The sequence below is a fragment of the Streptomyces xinghaiensis S187 genome (assembly GCF_000220705.2).
GTDB classification, from domain to species: domain Bacteria; phylum Actinomycetota; class Actinomycetes; order Streptomycetales; family Streptomycetaceae; genus Streptomyces; species Streptomyces xinghaiensis.
In genome coordinates, this window is record NZ_CP023202.1 from 5,530,589 (window position 1) to 5,554,102 (window position 23,514).

Annotated in this window: 22 protein-coding genes; 7 read left to right on the forward strand and 15 right to left on the reverse strand. The window is 74.8% G+C overall.

The annotated features are described in order from the left end of the window. Window positions 1-55: 55 nt before the first annotated feature. Both SXIN_RS23585 and SXIN_RS23590 read right to left on the reverse strand, forming a co-directional pair. Window positions 56-583 (reverse strand): DinB family protein, encoded by a 528-nt coding sequence (locus tag SXIN_RS23585; RefSeq protein ID WP_019709384.1) that lies wholly within the window; start codon window positions 581-583, stop codon window positions 56-58. A 119-nt stretch (window positions 584-702) separates the two neighbouring features. Further along, window positions 703-1,800 carry an extracellular catalytic domain type 1 short-chain-length polyhydroxyalkanoate depolymerase gene (locus tag SXIN_RS23590; protein WP_095757490.1) on the reverse strand — a complete coding sequence of 366 codons (1,098 nt, stop codon included), beginning with the start codon at window positions 1,798-1,800 and terminating at the stop codon, window positions 703-705. Window positions 1,801-1,826: 26 nt separating this feature from the next. Between SXIN_RS23590 and SXIN_RS23595 the strand changes: the two genes are divergently transcribed. After that, window positions 1,827-3,173 carry a PucR family transcriptional regulator gene (locus SXIN_RS23595; RefSeq protein ID WP_238153845.1) on the forward strand — a complete coding sequence of 449 codons (1,347 nt, stop codon included), beginning with the start codon at window positions 1,827-1,829 and terminating at the stop codon, window positions 3,171-3,173. Between the two features lie 109 nt (window positions 3,174-3,282). Here the strand turns inward: SXIN_RS23595 and SXIN_RS23600 are convergent, their stop codons facing one another. Then, window positions 3,283-4,233 carry an alpha/beta hydrolase gene (locus tag SXIN_RS23600; RefSeq protein ID WP_019709386.1) on the reverse strand — a complete coding sequence of 317 codons (951 nt, stop codon included), beginning with the start codon at window positions 4,231-4,233 and terminating at the stop codon, window positions 3,283-3,285. Between the two features lie 432 nt (window positions 4,234-4,665). On the opposite strand from SXIN_RS23600, the gene SXIN_RS23605 reads away from it, so the two are divergent. Both SXIN_RS23605 and SXIN_RS23610 read left to right on the forward strand, forming a co-directional pair. After that, the gene (locus SXIN_RS23605; RefSeq protein ID WP_095757491.1) at window positions 4,666-5,559 is read left to right on the forward strand and encodes a polysaccharide deacetylase family protein; all 894 of its coding nucleotides are present in this window, start codon (window positions 4,666-4,668) and stop codon (window positions 5,557-5,559) included. A 63-nt stretch (window positions 5,560-5,622) separates the two neighbouring features. Then, window positions 5,623-6,972, forward strand: a complete 1,350-nt coding sequence (locus SXIN_RS23610) for an SGNH/GDSL hydrolase family protein (protein ID WP_095757492.1) — start codon at window positions 5,623-5,625, stop codon at window positions 6,970-6,972. A 239-nt stretch (window positions 6,973-7,211) separates the two neighbouring features. On the opposite strand, the gene SXIN_RS23615 is transcribed toward SXIN_RS23610, so the two are convergent. The 4 genes from SXIN_RS23615 to glnA all read right to left on the reverse strand — a co-directional run bounded on the left by SXIN_RS23615 (window position 7,212) and on the right by glnA (window position 10,744). Next, window positions 7,212-8,048, reverse strand: a complete 837-nt coding sequence (locus tag SXIN_RS23615; RefSeq protein ID WP_095757493.1) for a hypothetical protein — start codon at window positions 8,046-8,048, stop codon at window positions 7,212-7,214. 17 nt (window positions 8,049-8,065) lie between these two features. After that, window positions 8,066-8,641, reverse strand: a complete 576-nt coding sequence (locus SXIN_RS23620; protein WP_019709387.1) for a sigma-70 family RNA polymerase sigma factor — start codon at window positions 8,639-8,641, stop codon at window positions 8,066-8,068. Then, on the reverse strand, window positions 8,638-8,856 hold the full coding sequence (locus SXIN_RS23625; RefSeq protein ID WP_019709388.1) for a hypothetical protein: 219 nt from the start codon (window positions 8,854-8,856) through the stop codon (window positions 8,638-8,640). Before SXIN_RS23625 ends, SXIN_RS23620 begins: the two co-directional genes overlap by 4 nt. A gap of 478 nt (window positions 8,857-9,334) precedes the next feature. Beyond that, window positions 9,335-10,744: a type I glutamate--ammonia ligase gene (gene glnA / locus SXIN_RS23630; protein ID WP_019709389.1), complete on the reverse strand. Its 1,410-nt coding sequence runs from the start codon at window positions 10,742-10,744 to the stop codon at window positions 9,335-9,337. A 274-nt stretch (window positions 10,745-11,018) separates the two neighbouring features. Between glnA and SXIN_RS23635 the strand changes: the two genes are divergently transcribed. Continuing rightward, window positions 11,019-11,486 (forward strand): RDD family protein, encoded by a 468-nt coding sequence (locus SXIN_RS23635; RefSeq protein WP_019709390.1) that lies wholly within the window; start codon window positions 11,019-11,021, stop codon window positions 11,484-11,486. A gap of 223 nt (window positions 11,487-11,709) precedes the next feature. On the opposite strand, the gene SXIN_RS23640 is transcribed toward SXIN_RS23635, so the two are convergent. From SXIN_RS23640 to lipB, 4 genes are all read right to left on the reverse strand, one after another. Continuing rightward, window positions 11,710-12,399 carry a DUF4191 domain-containing protein gene (locus SXIN_RS23640; protein WP_019706417.1) on the reverse strand — a complete coding sequence of 230 codons (690 nt, stop codon included), beginning with the start codon at window positions 12,397-12,399 and terminating at the stop codon, window positions 11,710-11,712. Window positions 12,400-12,409: 10 nt separating this feature from the next. Next, on the reverse strand, window positions 12,410-12,619 hold the full coding sequence (locus SXIN_RS23645; protein ID WP_019706418.1) for an SCO2195 family GlnR-regulated protein: 210 nt from the start codon (window positions 12,617-12,619) through the stop codon (window positions 12,410-12,412). A gap of 359 nt (window positions 12,620-12,978) precedes the next feature. Next, the gene (lipA, locus tag SXIN_RS23650) at window positions 12,979-13,953 is read right to left on the reverse strand and encodes a lipoyl synthase (protein WP_095758167.1); all 975 of its coding nucleotides are present in this window, start codon (window positions 13,951-13,953) and stop codon (window positions 12,979-12,981) included. A 224-nt stretch (window positions 13,954-14,177) separates the two neighbouring features. After that, window positions 14,178-14,963 carry a lipoyl(octanoyl) transferase LipB gene (gene lipB / locus SXIN_RS23655; RefSeq protein ID WP_019709391.1) on the reverse strand — a complete coding sequence of 262 codons (786 nt, stop codon included), beginning with the start codon at window positions 14,961-14,963 and terminating at the stop codon, window positions 14,178-14,180. Between the two features lie 405 nt (window positions 14,964-15,368). On the opposite strand from lipB, the gene SXIN_RS23660 reads away from it, so the two are divergent. After that, window positions 15,369-17,033 carry an NsdA family TPR-like regulatory protein gene (locus SXIN_RS23660; RefSeq protein WP_095757494.1) on the forward strand — a complete coding sequence of 555 codons (1,665 nt, stop codon included), beginning with the start codon at window positions 15,369-15,371 and terminating at the stop codon, window positions 17,031-17,033. A gap of 141 nt (window positions 17,034-17,174) precedes the next feature. Here the strand turns inward: SXIN_RS23660 and SXIN_RS23665 are convergent, their stop codons facing one another. Further along, window positions 17,175-18,584 (reverse strand): FAD-dependent oxidoreductase, encoded by a 1,410-nt coding sequence (locus tag SXIN_RS23665; RefSeq protein ID WP_238153846.1) that lies wholly within the window; start codon window positions 18,582-18,584, stop codon window positions 17,175-17,177. Between the two features lie 344 nt (window positions 18,585-18,928). After that, the gene (locus SXIN_RS23670) at window positions 18,929-19,822 is read right to left on the reverse strand and encodes a TIGR01777 family oxidoreductase (RefSeq protein WP_095757496.1); all 894 of its coding nucleotides are present in this window, start codon (window positions 19,820-19,822) and stop codon (window positions 18,929-18,931) included. Between the two features lie 66 nt (window positions 19,823-19,888). Here SXIN_RS23670 and SXIN_RS23675 point away from each other — a divergent pair, with 66 nt between their 5' ends. Next, a complete protein-coding gene (locus SXIN_RS23675) occupies window positions 19,889-20,416 on the forward strand; it encodes a GNAT family N-acetyltransferase (RefSeq protein WP_019709392.1) in 528 nt (175 codons plus the stop codon). Window positions 20,417-20,465: 49 nt separating this feature from the next. Here the strand turns inward: SXIN_RS23675 and SXIN_RS23680 are convergent, their stop codons facing one another. After that, window positions 20,466-20,990: a DUF4240 domain-containing protein gene (locus SXIN_RS23680; RefSeq protein WP_019709393.1), complete on the reverse strand. Its 525-nt coding sequence runs from the start codon at window positions 20,988-20,990 to the stop codon at window positions 20,466-20,468. Between the two features lie 278 nt (window positions 20,991-21,268). On the opposite strand from SXIN_RS23680, the gene SXIN_RS23685 reads away from it, so the two are divergent. Next, on the forward strand, window positions 21,269-22,186 hold the full coding sequence (locus SXIN_RS23685) for an SDR family oxidoreductase (protein WP_019709394.1): 918 nt from the start codon (window positions 21,269-21,271) through the stop codon (window positions 22,184-22,186). Window positions 22,187-22,241: 55 nt separating this feature from the next. On the opposite strand, the gene SXIN_RS23690 is transcribed toward SXIN_RS23685, so the two are convergent. Continuing rightward, window positions 22,242-23,375, reverse strand: coding sequence for a helix-turn-helix transcriptional regulator (locus tag SXIN_RS23690; RefSeq protein WP_095758168.1), 1,134 nt, complete (start codon window positions 23,373-23,375; stop codon window positions 22,242-22,244). Window positions 23,376-23,514: the final 139 nt, after the last annotated feature.

Genomic DNA, 23,514 nt, shown 5'->3' on the forward strand with positions numbered 1-23,514 from the left:
ACCGGCAGACCGGTTCGATCCTCCGGTTCACCGGCTGCCGGGGCGTGATGACGGCTCACACCCCCGTGACCCCGTCGACACGTTCGCGGATCAGGTCGGCGTGGCCGTTGTGGCGGGCGTACTCCTCGATCATGTGGACGTAGATCCAGCGCAGGTTCACCGGGCCCTCCACGCCCGGGTTGGGCGGCAGGAGACCGGTGTCCTCCAAGCCGTGGGCCGCGCAGATCTTCCGGCTGCTGTCGGTCTCCGCGCGCCAGCGGGCGAAGACCTCGTCCCGGCCGAGCCCGTCGCCCAGGTCGAAACCGCCGTCCGTCTCGCCGAGATCGGCGGCGGCGCCGAAGACGGGCGGGACGTCCTCGCCGAGGAGGATGCGCCGGAACCAGTTCCGCTCCACCTCGGCCAGGTGCCGCACCAGGCCGAGCAGCGTCATGTTCGACGGAGGGACGGCCGCCTCGCGCAACTGCTCGTCCGTCAGATCGCGGCACTTGACGGCGAGTGTCTCGCGCTGGAACTCCAGCCAGGCCTCCAGCCCGGTGCGTTCGTCGGCGGTCAGCGGCGGTATGGGACGGTCGAAGGTCGTCATACCGAGCATCCTGCCAACACACACCGGGCCGGAGAAGGCCCCTCCGGGATGCGCGAGGGAGGCGAGGGGCCGGATTCTGTGCCCCGGCGGTCACGGCGCCGGGGCGGTGCGGCTGCCGCCTAGCGGGCGGCGGCTCCGGTGCCGTCCAGGCCGAAGAAGGTGACCGCCCGCGCGGCCTGGCCGCCCTGCGGCAGGTTGTGGCCGGTGTTCGCGATGCTGATCGCCTCGACGGGAGCCCGGTCGCCGGTGCCGCCGTAGCGGGTGCGGGTCCAGCCGGACTGCGGCTGGTCGGTCGACGACGGGTTCTCGCTCACGCCGTGGACGTTGGTCCACTGCTTGATCTGCTCCCCGAAGTTCGGGTAGCGCAGGGTGTTGTCCTGGGTGCCGTGCCAGATCTGCACCCGCGGCCGGGGGCCGTCGTAGCCGGGATACGCGCCGCGCGCCAGGTCGCCCCACTGCTGTCCGCTCCGGTTGATCTGCCCGTTGGCGCAGGCGCTGTTCCAGCTGGAGCCGTCGGTGGTGGCGAAGCAGCTGTGCGGTACGCCCATGAAGGAGGCCCCGGCCTCGAAGACGTCCGGGTAGTTGCCGAGCAGGACGTTGGTCATCATCGCGCCGGAGGAGGCGCCGACGACGAAGACGCGGTCCGGGTCGGTGTTGTTGCGCTGCTGCACGTAGTCGATCATGGACTTGATGCCCACCGGGTCGCTTCCGCCGTCACGGCGCAGCGCCTGTTGCGAGGAGACGTCGAAGCACTGGCCGCTGCGGGTCGCCGACGGGTAGACGATGACGAAGCCGTACCGGTCGGCCAGGGACTTGAACTCCGTGCCGTTGTGGAACGCCGGTCCGGAGCCGGTGCAGTAGTGCACGGCGACCAGCAGCGCCGGTTGCGGCGCGACGTTGTCCGGCACATACAGGTGCATCCGCAGACCGGTCGGGTTGTTGCCGAAGTTGTTCACCTCGACGAGCTGCGCGGTGGGGGCGGCGGGCGCGGTGCCGGCCGCCGTCGCGGCGGGGGCGGCGGCGAGGCACAGGGCTGCCAGCAGCGGCAGGACGCCGCCGAGCAGGGCGGCGACGAGCGTGCGCGGGGATCTTCCGGGCCGCGGTCCTCCGCGTAACGCTCCGCCGCTGGATCCGCTGGATCCGCTGGATCCGCTGGATCCGCTGGATCCGCTGGATCCGCGGGACGGGATCGCGGGCGACGTGGGGGTGTCGGGCATGCCGTTCTCCTTTCTAGACTGCGGCTGTGAAGGGCTTGTTGCTGCGCTTGTCGGCACTGGACGCGGACGCGGCCACCGCGGTGCGGGTGATCGCCCACTTCGAGGCGCTGATGAGCGCCGGTTCCGACGCCGTGTCGCTGGTGCGGTCCACCGCCGGCCTCGCGCAGTGCGCGGCCGGACTGGAGCGGACCGGCGGGCGCAGGGTGCGGTTCGGGCCCGGGGGAGCCGCGCTCCCGGGCGAGCCCGAACGGGTGTCCGGCAGCGCCTTCTTCGGCGACACGGACTCCGGACCCGGCGGGCGGGTCTGGCTCGAGCGCCCGGGTGCGCCTGGCCCGTTCGACGAGCTGGTGCTCGAGTGGATGGCCATCGCCGCCCGGATGCTGGACGGACGGCGCCGCGCGGCCGAGCCACCGCATGCGGCCGACCCCGCGCTGGTCGAACTGGTGCTCTCCGAACGCGAGGCCGTCGAGGACCGGGCCCGGGCCCTGCGGCTGCTGGGCCTGGTGCCCGAACTGCCGCTGCGGGTCGTCGCGGTGGCCCTGGCGGGGACCGGGGCGGCGGGCACACCCGCTTCCCCCGGCTCGCCGGGGGCGGCCGGTTCCGCCGGCGGGAGAAGAGGCTCGGACGCGCTCGCGCTCGCGCCCGCGCCCGCGGCGGACGGCGGGAACGGTGCCGGCGGGCCGGAGACCGCGTCCCCCGGCAGTGGGAGTGGACACGGAGCCGGTCCCGCACCCGACATCGGAGTGGAGACGGTCGCCCTGCTCGGGCGGAGCGGTCTGCCCGGCTCCGTACGGATCGCGCGGGTGGGCCCGCTGGGCGCGGTGCTCGTCCAGCGGCCCGACGGCGACCCCGCCTCACCGGCCGAGGCGCTGCGGGCGGCGGCCGGCGCGCGTCCCGCCGGCCCGGACGCGCCGGGACAGTCCGCGGGGCGGGCGGTACGGAGCGTACGAGCCGGTGTCGGCGGCCTCACCGAGGCCCTGGACGCCGGGGTTTCCTGGCAACAGGCGCGGGTGGCGCTGCGGTTCGCGGTGGCGGGCACGCCCGAGGAGGCCGTGACGGACCACGACGACCTCGGCCCCGTCGCGCTGCTGGCCGAGATCCCGGCGGAGCGGCTGCGCGCCCGGCCGGAGGTACGGGCCCTGGCGGAGCTGGCGGCGGGGGAGGGCGGCGGGACGGGGATCGCGGCGCTGGCCGCGTTCTGCCGTACCGGCTCGCTGCGGCAGGCCGCGGCGGAGCTCCATCTGCACCACAGCTCCGTGGCGGCGCGGCTGGCGCACGTCGAGGAGACGCTGGGCTGGCGGCTGAGAGACCCGCGGGACCGGTTCCGCGCCCATCTGGCGCTGTACGCCTGGCGGTTGTCCGGCACGGAGTGAGCGGCGGCCGCCGCGGCGGCGCCTTTCGTCACCCGGGTGCGCGGGGACGCCGGCCGGAGGCGGCCCGCCCGCACGCCCGCCGTCCGGCTGCGGCCCGCCGTCCGGGCGCTCATCGGCCGAGGGCCCGGGCGAGCACGGCGGTGATCTCGGCGGTGATCCGCCGGACGACGGCGGCGTGCTCCACCGCGCCCGCTCCGTGGAAGGTCCCCGGAAGGACGTGCAGCTCGGTGGGGACCCCGGCGGCCAGCAGCGCGCGGGCGTAGTCGATGCCCTCGTCCCGCAGCGGGTCGAACTGCATCACCGTGATGTGCGCGGGCGGCAGCCCTTTCAGCAGGGCGGTCCCGGCCCGCGCCGGCGCCGCGTACGGGGAGACGCCCTGGGAGCCGGGCGTGCCGGGGCCCAGATAGGCCTCCCAGCTCAGCCGGGCGTTGTGCCGGTTCCACACGGGGGTGTCGGTGTGGAGCCGGGCGCTGGCGGTCCGGAGCCGGTCGTCGAGCGCGGGGGCGACCAGGCACTGGAAGCGGATGGCCGGACCGCCGCGGTCATGGGCGAGCAGGGTGAGCGCGGCGGCCAGGCAGGCTCCGGCGCTGTCGCCCCACAGCGCCGTCCGGTCGGGCAGGATGCCCAGTTCGGCGGTGTTCTTCGCGAGCCACGAGAGACCCGCGTAGCAGTCCTCCAGCGCGGCCGGGTACGGGTGTTCGGGCGCCAGCCGGTAGTCCGGCGAGACCACCAGCGCGCCGATTTCGCGGCAGAACCGCAGGTTGCCCTCGTGGTCGGCGTCGGGCGTGCCGACGACGAAGCCGCCGCCGTGGATCGCGTAGACCACGGGCAGCGGGCCCCGCGCGTCCCGGGGCCGGTAGAGCCGCAGCGGCACGTCCGGGGCACCCTCGGGGCCGGGGACGGAGACGTCCTCGACCTCGGCTCCGGTGGTGTCGGCCGCTGCGACGACGGCGGACAGCTGCTCGGCCTGCGCGGCCCGGGCCGCGGCCACATCGCTGATGTCGACCTCCGGCATCATCGCGACCGCCGCGGCCAGCTCCGGGTCGAAGGCATAACGCATCCGTGGTCCCTCCGTTCCGCGCGGGTGTGGGGGGTGGCGTCGCGCGGAACCTCCAGAACGGTGTCACGGAGGGTCCGGCGCGGTCATCAGACAGGCGTCGGAAGAACCGCCTCCGCCGTCCGACATCCGCGCGCGACGCCCGACGGCCCCGGAAATTTTTCGCCAGCCTACGACCTGCGCCTTCCGCCGGAAGGTCCATCCCGGCCGGATACTCCCCGCCAGCACCCCCTTGACGTGGGGGAAAGCCCGTTCCTAAGGTCTGCCCCGCCCGACAGGAGTTTCCGGAAATTATCGGCCGGAACGGCTGTCGGGGATACAGCGGGAGCAGGGGCCGACGGCGGTACGCCCCCGGGCCCGCCGCCCGTGCCGCGGGCGGCGCGGACCGGACCGGGCACCACTACGCGCCCACGGAGCGTCAGAAAGGGGCCAGGGATGGCCAGGTCCGCGACCCGGAACGGAGCCGGCGGGGACGGAGCCGGCGAGCCCGGCCGGAACGAGATCCGGGAGTACGGCGCGCCGCGGCCCGGGCCCGGCGGCGCCCGGCACGGGAGGGACACGGCCCCGCCGGCGCCGGCCGGCAGGACGGGACGTCCGGGCGCACGGCGCCGGCCGGCCGGTTCCCCGCTGCTCGCCACCGGTCTCTGCCTGGCCGCCGTGGCGGTCACCGCGGCCACCGCGCCGGTCGCGCAGGCCCACCGGCCCGGCCCCGCGCAGGGCGGCAAGGCCACCCCCGCGATCGTGGACTCCACCCGGCACGGCGGCAACACCGTCGCCCTCACGTTCGACGACGGACCCAACCCGGCCGACACCCCGCGCCTGCTCCAGGTGTTGCGCGAGCAGCGCGTCAAGGCCGTGTTCTGCCTCTGGGGCGACCACGTCGAGGCCCACCCCGAGCTCGTACGGAAGATCGTCGCGGGCGGCCACACGCTCTGCAACCACAGCATGCACCACGACGACATGGGCGCCTGGTCCGAGAAGGAGATCCGGGCCGACCTGCGGCGCACCTCCGCCGCCATACGCAGGGCCGCCCCGGGAGCCCGCATCCCGTACTTCCGTGCGCCGTACGGCAGTTGGGGCAAGAGCCCGGAGGTCGCGGCCGGGCTCGGGATGCAGCCGCTGGGCTGGCGGCTGGTGGTCGGCGACTGGGACCCGCCGGGGACCGACGAACTGGTCAGCCGTCTGGAGGAAGGCCTCACCCCCGGAGCCGTCGTTCTTCTCCACGACGGCGGCGGGGACCGCAGCCAGACCGTGGAGGCCGTCGAACGGATCATCCCGAAGCTCCGCTCCGAGGGCTGGCGCTTCGACCGGCCCGCCCGCCGCGGCTGACCCGCCGCCCGCCGGCCCGCGGGCCGCTCCGCCCTCCTCGCACCGGATTCCCAGGAGAGAAACATGAACGACGACAGCACCCGGACACCCGGGCCCCGGGGCGGCCGCCGCCCCGGACCCTGGAGCCGGGTACGGGCCGGTGCCGTGGCCCTGCTCACCGGCACCCTGCTGATGGGCTCGGCGCCCGCCGCCCCGGCCGCCCCCGGACCGGACGGCGGCGGCCCGGCCCGCACCGCGTCCTCCTGGGCCGGCACCTGGGGCGCCGCCCCCACGACCGTCCCCGCCTCCGACGGCACCGTCTTCGAGGACCAGACCCTCCGCCAGGTCGTGCGGGTGAGCACCGCCGGCCAGACCCTGCGCGTCCGCTTCTCCAACGAGTTCGGCACCGAGCGGCTGCTCATCGGCGAGGCGCACATCGCCCGGCGGGCCGGCGGCGGACCGGGCTCCTCCATCGCCCCGGCCACCGACCGGACACTCACCTTCGGCGGCGAGCGCTCCGTCACCGTCCCGCCGGGCGCCCCGATGCTCAGCGACCCGGTGAAGCTGCGGGTGCCGGCCGGCACCGACCTCGTCGTCAGCATCCACCTCCCGCGCCGTACCCCGGGCGCCACGGTGGCCGCCTTCGCCCACCAGACGAACTACGTGGCCGACAGCAACGTCACCGGCCGCACCCACATCGACCCGGCCGCCACCAACGACCGCTGGTACTTCCTCACCGGCGTCAGCGTGGCCGCCCACCGGCCGGCGGCCGCCGTGGCCCTCGGCGACTCCATCACCGCGGGCACCGGCCTCGACGCCAACAACCGCTGGTCCGACGTCCTCGCCCGGCGCCTCCAGCAGCACCCCGCGCTGCGCGGCACCGGCGTCGTCAACAAGGGCATCAGCGGCAACCGCCTCCTCCACGACCCCAACCCGCCGGAGGGCCACCAGGCCGAGGCGTACGCGGCCTACTTCGGCGAGAGCGGCCTGGCGCGCTTCGACCGCGACGTGCTCGCCCAGCCCGGCGCGCGGTACGCCCTGGTGCTGCTCGGCGTCAACGACCTCGGGCACCCCGGGACCGTCGCCCCCGAGTCCGAACGGGTCTCGGCGGAGGACCTGATCAACGGCCACCGCCAGCTCATCGCCCGCGCCCACGAGCGCGGACTGAAGATCTACGGCGGCACCGTCACCCCGTTCAAGAACGACACCCTCGGCTTCTACAGCGAGGAGAACGAGGCCGCGCGGCAGCGGCTCAACCACTGGATCCGCACCAGCGGCGAGTACGACGCCGTCATCGACTTCGACCGGGCCGTCCGCGACCCGCAGGACCCGGAGCGCCTGCTCCCGGCCTACGACAGCGGCGACCACCTCCACCCGAACGACGCGGGACTGACCGCCATGGGACGCGCCGTCCCGCTGAGGCTCTTCCGCTGACGGGCCGCCCCGCCGACGGGCCCGCGCGCAGCCGCGCCGGCACCCGTCCGCAGGAGGACGCCCGCACCGATGTCCTCAGGCGCGGGTGCCCGCGGGTGCCGACGAACCCGCGGGCCGAAGCCCTGAGGCACAGGCCGAGACCCCCACCGTCTCCGGGGGTCTCAGGGGCCGCCACCCCCGCCCCCGGGTGGCGGCCCCGTGGCCTTTCCCCCGGCTCCTCCGGAGCGGGCACGGGCCGTCTACGCGGCGCCGCAGTGCTCCAGCCGGAGGGCGAGGTCGCGGTCCGGCCAGGGCAGGGAACCCTCGTACGGGTTCGTCCTGGCGACGAGGCGCTGGACCGCGGCGGTCAGGGACCGGGAGAGCCGGGCCCGCCCGGGGACCCCGGGCCCGGAAACCCCGGGTGTACCCGGTGAGGCAGGTCCGGGGGCGCCGCCGGCGCCGGCAGCGCCCTGGTCGAGCTTGGCCAGGCCCATCCTGGTGCGCAGCAGCATGAGGGCGGCGGGGACCTCCGTGCCCTCGTCCGACCGCGTGTCCCCGTCGCTGGACTGCTGGTGGTTCTCGAGGACGGACGCCTGCCGCGCCCAGTGCCGGGCGTCACGGAGCTCGCCCCGCTGGAGGTGGAGCAGATGCAGGCACAGGGCGGATACGGCCTTGCCGGCGCCCGCGGAGAACTGCCAGAGGAACTCCGCCACTTCCTCGCGGTCGGAGAGGTGGAGGAGGCAGGCGAAGACCAGGGCGCCTTCCGGCTCCAGTTGGTGGGACGTGGCCAGCCGGCCGATGTGCCGGGCGGCGGGGGTGCTGTGGAGAACGTAGGCCGCGAGGTGGCGCAGGTCCCCGGCGGCACGTCCGTTGCGGGAGGACGCCCACGGGGGCGCCGCCCGCTGTGCGTGGCGCAGGGCGGCGCGTCCGCCGTGGGCGGCCGGCGCCGGGAGCCGGCCGCCACCGGCGCGGCGCTGGAGCTCGGCGACATCGCGTTCGATGCGGCGGCGGGAGGCGGCGATCTCCTCCTCCTCGTAGCCGTGCCGGAGGACTTCGGCGTCGGCCAGGAGCTCGCCGAGCGTACGGGGCGGTCGCATGGGGACTCCTGTCTCCTTCATCGGTGCTCCTGGCCCGCGTGCGGGAGCCCGAGGTCCCGCTCGAGCTTCCGGCGGGCGGCCCCCAGATGGGAGCGGACCGTCGCCTCGGTGATGCCCATGATGTGGGCGGTCCGGTCGGAGGGATAGCCCAGGACGTGCCGGAGGACGATGACGTCGAACAGCCGGTCGGGCAGCCGGGAGATCGCCGGGTACAGGCCGATCTTGCTCTCCATGGCGGCGAACTGCTCGCGCACCGACTCCAGTGCCACCCGGGCGACGCTGCTGAAGACCGCCGTCTCCGCCATGGCCGGCTCGCGGCCCCGCAGTTCATCGGCGATGCACTGCTTGAGGTGGGACCAGGCGCAGGTGGCCGGGTTGGGCTCTTCCATCAGCTGGTCCCAGTGGGTGGCCAGGTCCATGAACACCTGGTGGACCAGCCGGGTGGCCGCACCGGGGTCGCCCAGCTGGAGCTCGGCGTAGCGCTGGTAGGGCCGGTAGTACTGGCGGTGCAGCGCCCAGAAGGCGCGCGGCAGTTGCACGGAGCGGGCTCGCAGAGCGCGGCCGGACTGCGACGGGGGCAGGTCCTCACTCACGCGTGCTCTCCCTTCTCCGGAACCGGGAAGGGGCGGGCGGCCCCGGCGGGGGCGGGGGCCGGACGGCAGGGGAGCGGGGTCCGGTGATCGAGCAGCGAGGCGGTTCCGACACGTACGCCGGCGGCGAGGGCCCGGCGTACGAGACGTGCGGCGTCAGGGGTGAACACGCGCATGGCGGTCGCCAGCACCAGTCCATGGAGGAGCACTTCGTTCACGGCTTGCTTCTCTTTCGCAGAGGCGGCCGGCACTGCGGTCCCGGGTCCGTGGTCCGTGGTCCGTTCCGGATCCGTGCCGGAGAGGTGTTCGCTCTCAGTGACCAGCTAAGCGAGCCGGGGGGCCGAACGTTGACACCGGTCTCGAAAAAATCCCCGACACGAAATGACCGACCGGTAGTTCCGCAACGGCAACCGGAATACCCGGGGAGAGTGCGTCCCCGCTCGGTCCCCCGGCTCCACCAGCCCGTCTCGGAGCCCGGCCCCGTCTCACCCGCCGTAACCGGCAGACCCCCGCCGGTGTCCCGGGCGGCCCGGCCCCGCGTTCGCTGTGAGGCACTTCACTCCCGGTTCAGGTTTTGCCCGTCACCACGGCAGTGCCCGCGGGTACCGCGGCACCGGTCCCACACGAAGACCGCCGCCCGCGCGGAGTGCGCGGACGGCGGTCCGGAGAGCCGGAAGCCCGTGAAGGCCGGTCGCTCTAGATGTCGAAGTACATCTCGAACTCGTGCGGGTGCGGACGGAGGGCCATGGGGGCGATCTCCTGGGTCCGCTTGTAGTCGATCCAGGTCTCGATCAGGTCGCCCGTGAAGACGCCGCCCGCCTGCAGGTACTCGTTGTCCGCCTCCAGGGCGTCGAGGACCGCGGGGAGGGAGGTCGGGACCTGGGCCACGTTGGCGTGCTCGTCGGGCGCGAGCTCGTAGAGGTCCTTGTCGATCGGCTCGGCCGGCTCGATCTTGTTCTTGACGCCGTCGAGGCCCGCCAGGAGGAGGGCGGAGAAGGCGAGGTACGGGTTCGAGGACGGGTCCGGGGCGCGGAACTCGACGCGCTTGGCCTTCGGGTTGGAGCCCGTGATCGGGATGCGCATCGCGGCGGAGCGGTTGCGCTGCGAGTAGACCAGGTTGACCGGGGCCTCGAAGCCCGGGACCAGGCGGTGGTACGAGTTCACCGTCGGGTTGGTGAAGGCCAGCAGCGACGGGGCGTGCTTGAGGATGCCGCCGATGTAGTAGCGGGCGGTGTCCGAGAGGCCCGCGTAGCCCTGCTCGTCGTAGAAGAGCGGGTCGCCACCGGCCCACAGGGACTGGTGGACGTGCATGCCGGAGCCGTTGTCACCGAAGATCGGCTTGGGCATGAAGGTCGCGGTCTTGCCGTTCCGCCAGGCGACGTTCTTCACGATGTACTTGAAGAGCATCAGGTCGTCGGCCGCGGCGAGCAGCGTGTTGAACTTGTAGTTGATCTCGGCCTGTCCGGCGGTGCCGACCTCGTGGTGCTGGCGCTCGACCTGCAGGCCGGCCTTGTCCAGCTCCAGGGAGATCTCGGCGCGCAGGTCGGCGAAGTGGTCGACCGGCGGGGCCGGGAAGTAGCCGCCCTTGTACCGGACCTTGTAGCCGCGGTTGTCCTCCAGGGCGCCGGTGTTCCAGGCGCCGGCCTCGGAGTCGATGTGGTAGAAGGACTCGTTCGCGGCGGTGCTGAAGCGCACGCTGTCGAAGACGTAGAACTCGGCCTCGGGGCCGAAGTACGCCGTGTCGGCGATGCCGGTGGAGGCGAGGTACGCCTCGGCCTTCTTGGCGATGTTCCGCGGGTCACGGCTGTACTGCTCGCCCGTGATCGGGTCGTGGATGAAGAAGTTGATGTTGACCGTCTTGTCCCGGCGGAACGGGTCGACACGAGCCGTGGTGAGGTCGGCGCGGAGCGCCATGTCGGACTCGTGGATCGCCTGGAAGCCGCGGATCGACGAGCCGTCGAACGCGAGCTCCTCGGCCGGGTCGAAAGCGGCGGCCGGGATCGTGAAGTGCTGCATCACGCCGGGCAGATCGCAGAATCGGACGTCGATGAACTTGACGTCCTCGTCCGCGATGAACTTCTTCGCATCGTCGGCGTTCTGGAACATGCAACTCCTCCTAGCCCGCCGTCCGGGGGGTGGCGGGATTGCCTGGAACGCGGCCAGTGCGGTGGCACGCTGGCATCGACCTTAGGTTTGGGGGATTTCCCGAGCGTGACCCATTTGTTTCGCCGAGGTTAACCGGCCCGTGGCCGCTTCTGCCTGTTGAAACACGGAGCCGCGCTCGTCGCCGGGGTGGTCGTCCGGGTCGCCGGGCCCGGTCCGCGCGGCGGGGAACGTATGCGGTCCCGGGCCCGCCGGGGCACCGCAGTACCGTGGACGGGTGGACAACAGGCACGCAATCGGATCGTGGATCTCCGGCCCCCGCGCGGCGGCCGAGGACATGGGTGTGGACTTCGGCTACCGCGGCGAGCGCCTCGGCCTGCCCAAGGAGGGGCCGGGCTCGGTCGCGGGCGTGGGGCGCCGCACCGGCGCCCTCTTCATCGACTGGGCGCTCTGCGTCCTGATCGCCTACGGGCTGCTCTCGGGCGGCGAGCTCAGGGCCGCCAACAACTGGGCCCTCGCCCTCTTCGCGCTGCTCGGCGTCACCACCCTCACCACGGTCGGGAGCACGCCCGGCAAGCGGCTGATGGGCCTGCGGGTCATCGCCGAGAACGGTGACCGGCTGGGCGCCGTACGGGTCGTGGCGCGGACCCTGCTGCTCCTGCTCGTCGTCCCCGCGCTGATCTGGGACCGCGACGGCCGCGGCCTCCACGACCGTCTCGCGCGGGCGGTCCAGGTACGCATCTGAGCGGCGGTCCGCACTCTGCGGCGGGCGTCCCGGCCGGGCCGTCCCCGTGACGCCGCCCGGCCGGACCGGGGCGCGGCCGGGTCCGGGCCGGAAGCGGCACCGCCCGCGCTCCACGCGAAGGGCCCGGATCCTCCAGGGCTTCCTGGGGGATCCGGGCCCTTCGGCTGTCCGTGCCGGGCCGTATACGGCCGGGCCGGCCGCCCGGCGCCGCCGCGGGTGCGGCTCAGCGCATCCGGCCGCCCTTGGGCATCCGCATGCCCTTCGGCATCGGGCCCTTCGGCATCGGCATGTTGCTCATCAGGTCGCCCATCGCGCGCAGCCGGTCGTTGACCGTGGTGACCTGCGGGCCGGTCAGCACCCGGGGGAGCTTCAGCAGGTGGGTGCGGACCTTCTTCAGCGGCACCTGGCCCTCGCCGTTGCCCACCGTGACGTCGTGCACCGGGACGTCCGTGACGATGCGGGCCATCTTCCGCTTCTCCGAGGCCAGCAGGCCCTTGAGCCGGTTCGGGTTGCCCTCGGCCACCAGCACGATGCCCGCCTTGCCGACGGCCCGGTGGACGACGTCCTGCTGGCGGTTCATCGCCACCGCGGGCGTCACCGTCCAGCCGCGCTTGACGTTCTCCAGGACCGCCGCGGCCGCCCCCGGCTGGCCTTCCATCTGCCCGAAGGCCGCCGCCTCGGCGCGCCGCCCGAAGACGATCGCCATGGCGAGGAAGGCCAGCAGGGCGCCCAGGATGCCCAGGTACACCGGGTGGTCGATCAAGAAGCCGATCGCGAGGAGGACACCGAAGGTGACAAGTCCCACAGCCGCGACGACGAGCCCGACCTTGGAGTCGGACCGCTTGGTCATCTTGTAGGTCAGGGCGATCTGCTTGAGCCGCCCGGGGTTCTCGGATGTTTCCTTCCTCGCCATGCCCCCGAGTTTACGTGGCCTGTGGGGCGCGGGTCGCCGCGGCCTCCAGTACGTGCTCGGCCTCGTACCGCGCCCTGGCGCGGCGGCGGTCCTCCAGGACGGCGGTCCAGGCGTTGCGGCGGGCGGTGAGCTGGCCCCGGCGCAGAAGAACGGACTCCACGGCCCGCAGTGCGCCGGTGACGGACGGGATCGCGGTGGCGTGGACGGGAGAGCCCTGCATGGTCTCGTTTCCCCTCGGAGCGTCGTGGACGGGAGGAAGTGGCGCGGGCGGTGCGGCGGCGCCGGGTTCACGCGGGCGGGCGCGGCGGGCGGCGGCCCGGCGGGCGGGGAAGGCGGCCGTGCCGGACCGGCGCGTGTGCGTTCGCGGTGCGTAAATCCAGCGTCATGAATAGGTGTTACCAGCGGGTGACCGATCGGTCAAACGCAGCGAAACAATGTTCCGAAACGGACGAACAGCGGCCCCGGCGCGGGGCCGTGCGGCCCCTCCGGGGGAGCCGCACGGCCTCTTGACTTCGCGATCGGGAACGCCCGTGCGCACGGGTGAACCCCGGCGGGAGGCGACGGGGCCGGCCGTGCCGCTCAGGCGGACTGCCGGTCCGCGGCGGCGGCGCCACCGCGCGCCGGGGCCTCGCCGCGCCGCTCCATCGCCTGCGCGTAGAGCCGTCCGGCGCGGTAGGAGGAGCGGACCAGCGGGCCGGACATGACACCGGCGTAGCCGATCTCCTCGGCCTCCTGCTGCAGTTCCACGAACTCCTGCGGCTTCACCCAGCGCACCACCGGGTGGTGGCGGGGCGTGGGCCGCAGGTACTGGGTGATCGTGATGAGCTCACAGCCGGCCTCGTGCAGGTCGCGCAGCGCCTCGCTGATCTCCGCGCGCTCCTCGCCCATGCCCAGGATCAGGTTCGACTTGGTGACGAGCCCGTCCGCGCGGGCCTGCCGGAGGACGTCGAGGGAGCGGTCGTAGCGGAAGCCGGGACGGATGCGCTTGAAGATCCGGGGGACGGTCTCCACGTTGTGCGCGAGCACCTCGGGGCGGCTGGAGAAGACCTCGGCGAGCTGTTCGGGGACCGCGTTGAAGTCGGGGATCAGCAGCTCGACGCCGGTGTCCGGCATCAGGCCGTGGATCTGCCGCACGGTCTCGGCGTAGAGCCAGGCGCCGCCGTCCTCCAGGTCGTCGCGGGCCACTCCGGTGATCGTGGCGTACTTCAGCTCCATGGACCGTACGGATTCGGCCACGCGCCGGGGCTCGTCGCGGTCCAGCGCCTGCGGCCTGCCGGTGTCGATCTGGCAGAAGTCGCAGCGCCGGGTGCACTGGTCGCCGCCGATGAGGAAGGTCGCCTCGCGGTCCTCCCAGCACTCGTAGATGTTGGGGCAGCCGGCCTCCTGGCACACCGTGTGCAGGCCCTCGCGCTTCACCAGGCCCTGGAGTTCGGTGTACTCGGGGCCCATCTTGGCCCGGGTCTTGATCCACTCCGGCTTCCGCTCGATGGGGGTCTGGCTGTTCCGGACCTCCAGACGGAGCATCTTCCGACCGTCGGGTGCGACTGCGGACACGTCCGGCACTCCCCTTTTCTCAGCGTTGCCTTGCGTGGCTATTCGAATCTTCGGCGAACACCAGGGTACGCCCGTATTTTCCACGGCCACCGCGCCGGGGGCCCGCCCCGTCCGCACGGCCGCGCCCCGCCGCCGCCGGTGCGCCGGGGAAGCGGGCCCGTCCTCCGCCAACCCCGGGTGAGGGGGCGGGCATTCCCGCCTCCCGGGCCGCCCGGCGGGGCACGTCAGACGGCCCGGGGGAGCGGGTCGGCCGTCTCCAGGACCTCGCGCAGCCGCTTCTCCACCACCGGCAGCACCTCGGAGACCGGCACCGTGCGCCCCAGCTCGGCGGAGAGCGAGGTCACACCCGCGTCGCGGATGCCGCACGGCACGATCCGGTCGAACGAGGTGTTGTCCGGCTCGCAGTTGAGGGCGAAGCCGTGCATGGTGACGCCCTTGGCCACGCGGATACCGATCGCGGCGAGCTTGCGGTCCTCCCCGCGCTGCCCGGCGTTCGAGGGGGCGTACTCCGGCCCGGCCAGCCGGGGGTCGAACAGCTCGTCGGTGAGCCGCGGGTCGAAGTCCAGGGAGAGGCCGCCGAGGGAGGCCGCCGGGGCGTCCGCCGGGTCGCCGAGCACCCAGACCCCGCTGCGGCCCTCGATCCGGGAGGTCTCCAGACCGAAGTCGGCGCAGACCCGGATCAGGGCCTCCTCCAGACGGCGCACATGGGCCACCACGTCCACCGGGCGGGGCAGCTTCAGGATCGGGTAGCCGACGAGCTGGCCGGGGCCGTGCCAGGTGATCTTGCCGCCGCGGTCGACGTCGACGACCGGGGTGCCGTCCAGCGGGCGCTCGCTGTCCGCGGTCCGGCGGCCCGCCGTGTAGACGGCCTGGTGTTCCAGGAGCAGACAGGTGTCGGGGATCTCGTCCGCGAACCTCGCCGCGTGCACCCGGCGCTGCTCCTGCCACGCGGCCTGGTACTCGACGGCGTCCGCCCCGAAGCCGAGGTGGACAAAGCGCAGCTCACTCACGGTGGCTCCTCTTCGAACAGCGATACGGCACGGATGGCGCCCTCAGCCACTGTACGACCGGGGCGGGCCCGCGCCGCGCCCGGCCGCCGGAGCCCGGATTCCGGGAGGCCGGGAGCGCCCGGGCCGGGCTTCCGGAAGCGGCCCGATCCGGCACGAAGGGACGGACGGGACGGACCGGCCTTAGCGGGCCACTGGGTGGTTTCGCACCGGAATACCGGTTCCGCTCACACGATCGGATGAACAAGGCGACGAGACGGCCGAAATCGCCGCGTCTCTCGCTAAATTCGCGCCGGTCCAAGGAGGGCGATCGGGCGAGCGCGGGCTGCCGGCCGCAGCACCACAGCACTGGAGCCTGTCGCGCCCCGCTCCCCCCACGGGTCCGGAAGGCAGGAGACCGCACAACCGATGACGGATCGACCCTCCCCCGGGCTGCGTGACGGGACCATCCCCCAGCGCATCCCCAACCGCCGCCTGGCGGCTCTCATCGCCGAGGCCGGCTTCTCCAACGCGGGGCTGGCCCGCCGGGTCGACCAGCTCGGCCTGGAGCACGGCCTCGACCTGCGCTACGACAAGACGTCGGTGACCCGCTGGCTCCGCGGCCAGCAGCCGCGCGGCACGACCCCCGCGCTGATCGCGGAGGTCTTCACCCGCCGGCTGGGACGCCGGCTCACCGCGCAGGATCTCGGGCTGGACGCCTGCGCACCGGTCTACGCCGGCCTGGAGTTCGCGGAGACGCCCGCCGAGGCGGTGGATATCGTCAGCGGGCTGTGGCGGAAGGACTCCGGCAGCCACGCCGAGCTGCGGAAGATCGCCTTCACCCCGGCCGGCCTGGTGGTCCCGAGCCGGGACTGGCTGATCGGCCGGACGGACGAGAGGGTCGCCCGCCCCGGACGGCAGCCCGGGCCGGGGGAGTCCCGGGGCTCCGGGGAGGGAGAGGGCCCCGCCGCCGTGCCCGGCCCCCGTACCGGCCCGTCCGCCGCCCCGGCGCCCGGTCCGGCGCGGCTCCGCCCCGGCACCGTCCCGGGGCCCCGCGCCGCCCTCCGCTCGGGCACCGGCACCGCGGCACCCGGCGTCGCCGGCAGCCCCGGGAGCGACGGCCGCACCGGTACCGCCGCGCCCGGCCGGACGCCGCCGCTCCGCGGGCGGGAACGGCCCGACCCGGGCCCGGGCACCAAGGTGACCGCCGGCGACATCGCGGCCCTGCGCTCGGTGGGCGAGCTGTTCCGCTCACTCGACCACGCGTACGGCGGCGGCCACGCCCGGCAGGCCCTGGTCCGCTACCTCGAACACGAGGCCGAGCCGATGCTGCGCGGCTCCTACGGCGAGAGCACCGGCCGGCAGCTCTTCGGCGCCGTGGCCGATCTGACCCGGCTCGCGGGCTGGACCTCGTACGACATCGCGGCGCACGGCCTCGCCCAGCGGTACTTCGTCCAGGCCCTCCGGCTCTCGCAGGCCGCCGACGACCGCGTCTACGGCAGCTATGTCCTGGTCACCATGAGCCGGCAGGCCGTCTACCTGGGCCACGGCCGGGAAGCCGCCCAGCTCGCCCGGGTCGCGCAGCAGGGAGCGGGCTGCGGCGCGCCCCCCGTGGTGCAGTCGCTGCTGCACGCGGCCGAGGCCCGGGCGCACGGGCTGCTGGGCGACGTCCGGGCCTGCACGGGGGCGCTGACGCGGGCGGAGCGCGCCCTGGAGTCGGCGCGCCCGGGCGACGAGGTGCCGTACTGGGCGCGCTTCTTCGACGAGGCCCAGCTCGCCGACGAGTTCGGGCACTGCCACCGCGACCTCGGCCAGTACCGGGCCGCCGCGCAGCACGCCGAGCGGTCGCTGCAACTGCGCGACTCCGGCTATGCCCGGAGCCGGCTGTTCTGCCGGGTGGTGCTCGCCTCGGCCCGGCTGGGCCTGGGCGATCTGGACCAGGCGTGCGCGCTGGGGGCGGAGTCCGCGCGGCAGGCGGCCGAGATGCGGTCGGTGCGCGCCACGGAGTACGTCCGCGAGTTCGAGCGCCGGCTGGAGCCCTTCAAGGACGCCGCGGCGGTGCGCGGCTACCGGGAGCGCGTCGCCGCGCTCTGACCGGGCCCCCGGGCGGTGGGGGTGCGCGGCTCCCGTGCGGACCGTGCGCCCGCACGGGGCGTCCCCACGGAAGACGCCCGCGCGGGAGGCGTTCGCGCGGGCGCTGTCCGGGCCTTCCGCCCGGGCCGGCCGCCGGCGGTGCTACGCCGCGGAGGCCACCGGCTCGGCGGCGGAGCCCGGGCGGAGGCCGAAGTCGCGCAGCACCGCCGCGGCGGCCCGGCACCCCGAGCCGTACGCGCCCTGGGCGGTGCTCGTGTCGCGGTGGTCGCCGCACACGTACAGCCCGTGCAGCAGCCGCACCGGCCGCTGGTGGTCGTGCGGCGCGGGCATCGCGGGCACGGCTTCCGGGTCGTGCCGGACGGCGACCAGCTCCCAGTCCTCCGCCGGGGTGCCGTAGAGCTCCCCGAGCTGGGCGCGGGCGCTCTTGTCGAGGAGCGCGGGCGGCTCCCCGGCGGCCGGGCCGAGGACCGTGGAGGTGATGAGCGCGCGGCCGCAGGGGCTGCGCCGGGGGTCCGCCGCGCTGACCACGAGGGTGTGCGCCACGGGCCCGGTCCGGTCGGCGTCGAGGAGGGGCACCGGCTCCTGCGACGGCGGCTCGGGCGCGGCGTGGTGCAGCACGGTCACCGGGTGGAACCCGGGCAGCCGCAGACCGGGCAGCAGCCCGGCGGCGGCGCGGGCGCCGGTGGCCACGACGACGGCGCGGCAGCCGATCTCGCCCTGCGTGTCGGTGATGACGGAGCTGGTGGCGGCGGACACGGCCCGGACCCCGGTCCGTACGGTGCCCGGCGGGAGGGCGGCGGCGAGGAGGCCGGTCAGCGCGGCCGTACCGCCCTCGACGAGGCTGAGCCGGCCCCGGGCGTAGCCGCGCAGCGCGAGATCGGCGCAGCGGCCGGAGGTGGTCAGCTCCGGGTCGTTGAGGAGTGCGGTGAGCAGGGGCCGCAGATAGCCGTCGATGGTGCGGGGCGGCAGGCCCCGGCTGCCGGGGAACGCGGCGGCGGGCAGCTCCGGCCGGGCCAGCAGCCGCTCGGCCGGGGTTCCGGCCAGTCGGCTGAGATAACCGGCGAGCCGGGCCTGGTCAAGGGCGTTCGCGCGGGCGGCCCGTGGCGCGCGGGGCGCACGGAGGGTGCGCGGGGCGCGTGCGGCACCGGCCAGGGCGCGGGCCGCGGCCCGGGTGCCCCGCGCGCTCCGGGGTTCGGCGTACCGGTGGACGCGGCCCCCGCTGTGCACCAGCAGGCCGGGGGAGAGGGGGCGCAGGACGAGGTCCGCCAGCTCGGGGGCGGACGCCAGCGCCGGCAGGGACGGGTCGAGGAGCCGCCCCGGGCGGTCGAGCCGGAAGCCGTCGGCCTCCTCGGTGGCCATCCGGCCGCCGATCCGGGGCGACGCCTCCAGGACCGTCACCTCCAGGCCCGCGCGGCTGAGCCGGGCGGCGGCCGTGAGGCCCGCCAGCCCGGCGCCGACCACGACGACGTCCGTCCGGTCCGCGGAGCCCCGTCCGCTGCGGTTCCGCGTGCTGCTCTGCTGTGCGGTGCTCTCCTGTGCGGTGCTGAGCACGTGCCCTCCCCGAGGTCGGCTGTGTCCCCTCACCGGGCCACCTGCGGTCGCTGGAGACCTCATGCCCTCAACGGGCGACCGCAATACCCGGCATCCCCTTCCCCCCGAGCCTAGGAACGATTACCGGCCCGCACAGTCGCGCACCAACCGGGCACGGGCGCACGGGCGTTGAGGGCAGAGCGCCGGTGGGCGGACGGACCCGCGCACAGCCGCGTCCCGGCCTTTGCGGTTGCGCTCCCCCGGTGCCGGTGCCGGTGCCGGTGCCGGTGTGGGTGTGGGTGTAGGCGGGGGCCGGGGGCCGTACGCCGCCGCGCGGACCGTACGGGCGTGCGCGCCCGCACCGGTCAGCGCAGCGCGGCCCGGATCGCGCTCTCCACGGTCGGGTGGGCGAAGGCGAAGCCGGAGTCGAGCAGCCGGCGCGGCACGACCCGCTGGCTGCTCAGCACGTCCTCGGCGAACCCCCCGAGCGCCAGCCGCAGCGCGGGCGCGGGCGCGGTGGCGAGGGTCGGCCGCCGCAGCACCCGGCCCATCGCGGCCGTCACCTCCCGGTTGGTGACCGGCACGGGCGCGGTGAGGTTGACCGGGCCGGAGAGCGACGCGGTGGCGATGAGATGCCGCAGGGCGGAGATGTGGTCCTCCAGGGCGATGAAGCTCCAGTACTGCCGGCCGTTGCCGAGCCGCCCGCCGAGCCCGGCCCGGAAGAGCGGGAACAGCCGCCCCCAGGCGCCGCCCTCGCGCGCCACCACCAGCCCGGTCCGGGCGAAGACCGTCCGGACGCCGGCCTCCTCGGCGGGCGCCGCGGCGGCCTCCCACTCCTGGCAGACCCCGGCCAGGAAGCCCTCGCCGGGCGGCGCGCTCTCGTCGGTCTCGCGGTCGCCCGTGTCGCCGTAGTAGCCGATGGCGCTGCCGCAGACGAGGACGGGCGGCGGGGCGTCCAGCGAGGCCAGGGCCCGGGCGATCGTGGTGGTGCCGAGCACCCGGCTGTCCCGGATCGTCCTCTTGTAGCCCGCCGTCCACCGGTGGTCGGCGACTCCCGCGCCGGCGAGGTGCACGACGGCGTCGCAGCCGCGGAGCGCGCCGGCGTCCGCGGAGCCGCCCTCCGGGTCCCACCGTGCCTCGTCCGGCGCCCGGGGCGGCCGGCGCACCAGCCGTACGGTCTCGTGCCCTCCCTCGGCGCGCAGGGAGCGGAGCAGTGCCGAACCGATGAGACCGGACGAGCCGGTGATCGCGATACGCATGAGGCCATCCTGCCCCCGGCGTACGGGAGGTGACGGGTATTGGGGGGCGGTGGCACAGTGGCGTCCATGCCCGAACCGCTCATACGTCCGGTTCAGCCGGTGACCGTCCGCCCCGCCGTGCCCGTCGACGGGGCCGCGCTCGGCGACCTCGACCGCCGCGTCTGGTCGCGGCTGCACTCCGTACAGCCGGAACCTCCCGCTCCGGGTGCCCCCTTCTTCGACGCGGCCCATCCGCCGGAGGAGCTCCTCGTCGCCGAGATCCAGGCGCGGATCGCCGGCTACATCCGGCTGGTGCCGCCGACCCGGCTGCCGTCCAACGACCACGTCCGGCAGATCCAGGGCCTCGCGGTCGACACCTGGGCCCGCGGCCGGGGCGTCGCCCGCGCGCTCCTCGACGCCGCCTGCGACGAGGCGCGGCGGCAGGGCGCGGTCCGGATCACCCTGCGGGTGCTGGGCCACAACACACCGGCCCGGCGGCTGTACGAGTCGGCGGGCTTCGCCGTGGAGGGCGTCCTGCCGGGCGAGTTCCTGCTGGACGGGATGTTCGCCGACGACGTCCTGATGGGACGCTCCCTGGGACCGGAGAACGGCTGAGGGACCGGCGGCGTCTCCGCCCGGCGGACCCCGGGGCCGCGCCCGCGCCTCACCGCGGGGGCGGGAACCGCTCGGTGAGGGCGGGGAAGCGCTCCGCCAGCGCCGCGCGGTCGCCGAAGTCGAGGGGCGTGCCCTCGGGTTCGGCCGGCTGTTCGGGCAGCCCGAGGTCCGGCAGTTCGACCGCGGTGAGCTGCTCGTACGCCTCGTAGGGCGCGTAGCCGAGGTCCTCCGCCTCACCGTCCAGTTCCTCGTCGAAGTCCTCCAGCAGCTCCGCCAGATCGTCCGGCTCGTGCAGCGCGCCCTCGAACACCTGCCGCCCCTGGCCGATCAGCCAGCAGCGGAAACCCTCGAACGCCTCCTCGCCGGCGTCGCCCGTCAGCAGCCAGGCGGCGGCCCACAGGTCCCAGCGGTGGGCCCGGGTCAGCCGGGACTCGAAGTGCCGGGCGAAATCCACCACCGATTCGGGGTCCAGCAGCACCAGCCGTTCCACGAGTGCGTCCGCCTGCTCCACCGGATCCCCGCCGGCGGCCTCGCGGGAGCTGTCGACGATCGCCCAGAACTCCGTCTCGTCCATCACGGGACCAGCATCGGCCCTGCCCACCCGCCGCGCACGCGCAGCATGCCGGATGCGGCCGTGTCGTTACCGGCCGGGGTGATGACCCGCAAATCGGGGGACGCCGTCCCGCGCCGGAACGCCCGGACCGTCCGGAGCGGAACACGGGGGAGGCGCGCGGGAAAAGACGACAGAAGATGTCCGCATTGCCTGCCAGGGTCGTTCCGTCCGCACGGAGGAGGAACCGTGCGGACGGTACGGACAGAGAGCGGTACGGACAGAGAGAGGAATCCGCACACGTGAACGGACAGGGCAGGCTGGCGGGCCGGGTGGCGCTCGTCGCGGGAGCCACCCGCGGCGCGGGACGCGCCATCGCCGTACAACTGGGGACCGAGGGCGCGACCGTCTATGTGACCGGCCGCACCACACGGGCGCGGCGCAGCGAGGTGGACCGCCCGGAGACCATCGAGGAGACCGCCGAACTCGTGACCGCCGCGGGCGGCACGGGCATCGCGGTGCCCACCGACCATCTGGAGCGGGAACAGGTCCGTGCGCTGACCGAGCGCGTCGACCGCGAGCAGGGGCGGCTGGACGTCCTCGTCAACGACCTCTGGGGCGGGGAACACCTCGTCGACTTCGGGAAGAAGATGTGGGAGATCGGCCTGGAGCGCGGCCTGCGCATGCTGCGGCTCGGCGTCGAGAGCCACATCGTCACCAGCCACTACGCGCTGCCGCTGCTGATCCGCCGGCCCGGCGGGCTGCTGGTGGAGATCACCGACGGCACCGCCGAGACGAACAAGGACTACCGCGAGAGCCTCTACTACGACCTCACCAAGTACGCGCCCCTGCGGATGGCCCTCGGCCTCGGAACGGAACTGGAGGAGTACGGCTGCACGGCGGTCGCCGTCACGCCCGGCTTCCTCCGCTCCGAGCAGATGCTCGACCACTTCGGGGTGACGGAGGAGAACTGGCGGGACGGTGTGGCGAAGGAGCCGAGTTTCGCGATCTCGGAGTCCCCGGTCTTCGTCGGCCGGGCCGTCGCCGCACTGGCCGCCGACCCGGAGGTGGCGCGCTGGAACGGGCAGTCGCTCTCCAGCGGGCAGCTCTCCCGGGTCTACGGCTTCACCGACACCGACGGCACCCGGCCGGACGCCTGGCGGTACCTCAGGGAGGTGACGGCCGGCGGCCGGGAGGCGGACGACGCGGAGTACCGCTGAGCGGGGCGGCCCTCCCGGTCCGTCCCGCATGGCGCGGCGGCGCCGTGATGCCGGGCTACCGCCCGTCCCGCCCGTCCCGCCGGTCCTGCCCGGCCCGTTCGCCGTGCCGGTCCCGCGCGTACAGCGCGGCCGCGCGGGCCGCCGCCTCCGCGAAGCGGGCGCGCAGCTCGGGCGGCTCCAGCAGTTCGGCCTCCGGGCCCAGGGCGAGTACCTGCTCGTGGGCGACGTCGAGCGACTCCACGGGCAGGGTGACGGTGACCCACCCCTCCCCGTCGGCCTCCCCGGCCGCGGCGAGGGCCTCCCGCGCCGCCACCCGGTCGGTGACCCGGGGCAGCTTCCGGGCCCCGGCCGCGGAGAGCCGTACGACGACGGTGTCGCGCAGGATCGAACGGGCGAACTCCGCGGCCCGTTCCTGCCAGAAGCCCGGCAGATCGAACCCCTCGTCCCGGGCGAACCGCTGCTCCGAGACGGTGACGGAGCCGAAGCGCTCCACGCGGTAGACCCGGTGGGACCGGGGGCCGGGTCCGGCGCCGGGCGTCCGGCCGGACCCGCCGGACCCGCCGGAGTCCCGGGGCGCCGGGACCGCCGCCCGCGGCGGGGAGAGCCCCTCCTCGGCCGGCCGGGCCACCAGGTACCAGACGCCCGCCTTGAGGACGAGTCCGTACGGTTCCAGGGCGCGCCGCACCTCCGTGCCGCCCGTCTCCGCCCGCCGCCGGTAGCGGGCCGTCAGCAGCCGGTCGCCCCACACCGCCTCCGCGATCAGCGGCAGCGGCTCCGGGGTCACCGGCTCCTGCCACCAGCCCGGTGCGTCCAGATGGAAGCGCTGTGCCGCGCTCGCGGGGGTGTCGCTCAGTTCGGGCAGCAGCGCGGCGGCCACCTTCAGCCGGGCCGCCGAGGCGGTGTCCGCCAGGCCCATGGCGCGGAGCGCCGAGGGCACCCCGGAGAGGAACAGCGTCTCCGCCTCGCCGCGGGCCAGACCGGTCAGACGGGTGCGGTAGCCGCCGATGAGCCGGTAGCCGCCCGTCCGGCCGCGCGCCGCGTAGACGGGCACCCCCGCCTCCGAGAGCGCCAGGACGTCACGGGCGACGGTCCGTTCGGACACCTCCAGCTCCCGCGCCAGTTCGGCCCCGGTCATCGACGGCCGGGACTGGAGGAGCAGCACCATGCGGATCAGCCGGGCGGCACGCATGGGCGCCATCATGCCCGGGCTCCCCGCGACCGGTCACGGGGGCCGTGCCGGAACGACGGGTGCCGTGCCCCGGGAACGGCGGTGCCCCCGCCCGGACGGACCGGGACGGGGGCGCCGTCGTGGAATCCCGAGGGGACCC